General features: G+C 66.2%; 1 protein-coding gene. It reads left to right on the top strand.

Translation table 11 applies throughout. The features are described from left to right. The coding region (locus ACYVDE_RS24855) for a hypothetical protein (RefSeq protein WP_460504196.1) at positions 1–786 on the top strand (786 nt) is incomplete at both ends.

Raw genomic sequence — 786 nt, forward strand, 5'->3', positions numbered from 1 at the left:
GGTAGCACCCTCGTGACGCGTACCACCGGCACGGCCCCCCTCGGCGCGGCCGGCGCGCGGGCCATTCTGCGCTATTTCGACATTGCGGCCACTACCAACACGGGCCTCGACGCGGCCCTGACCATCGAGTACTTCACGCACGAGCTCAACGGCATTACACCGGCCAATCTGCGCTTCTTCAAGTCGATTGACAATGGGGCAAACTGGCAGAATAAAGGCATCAGCAGCACCGGCCCAAACTATGCGGTGCTCACCAGCCTGAATGGTTTCTCGCGCTGGACGCTGGCCGACCTCACCGCCCCGCTACCGGTGGGCCTCACCGCCTTCCGGGCCGAGCGCCAGGGCCGCAACGCCCTGCTGAGCTGGGAAACTGCTTCGGAGCAGGACAATCGCGGCTTCGGCCTCGAAGTATCGCTCGATGGGAGGACCTACCAGCAAATCGGCTACGTGGCCGCCGAAGGCGTCAACAGCAGTAGCGCCCGTCGCTACAGCTACCTGGATACTACGCCCGGCAAAGCCGGTGCCCGCTACTACCGCCTGCGCCAGGACGACCGCAGCGGCACCGCCCATTATTTCGCCCCCCAGCGCCTCAGCTTCGAAGCCGAAGGGTTGGTTCTGGCTGCTTACCCCACGCAATTCTCGTCTGAGCTCACGGTGGCCCTAACCGCGCCTGATGCCACCACCGCCACCTTCCGCCTGCTCGATATGATGGGCCGCGAAGTATGGCGCCAGGAGCAGGCCCTCGCGCCCGGCGCGGCCCCGCTACGGGTGCAGCCCGCCTGCACC

The sequence above is a fragment of the Hymenobacter agri genome (assembly GCF_054778495.1).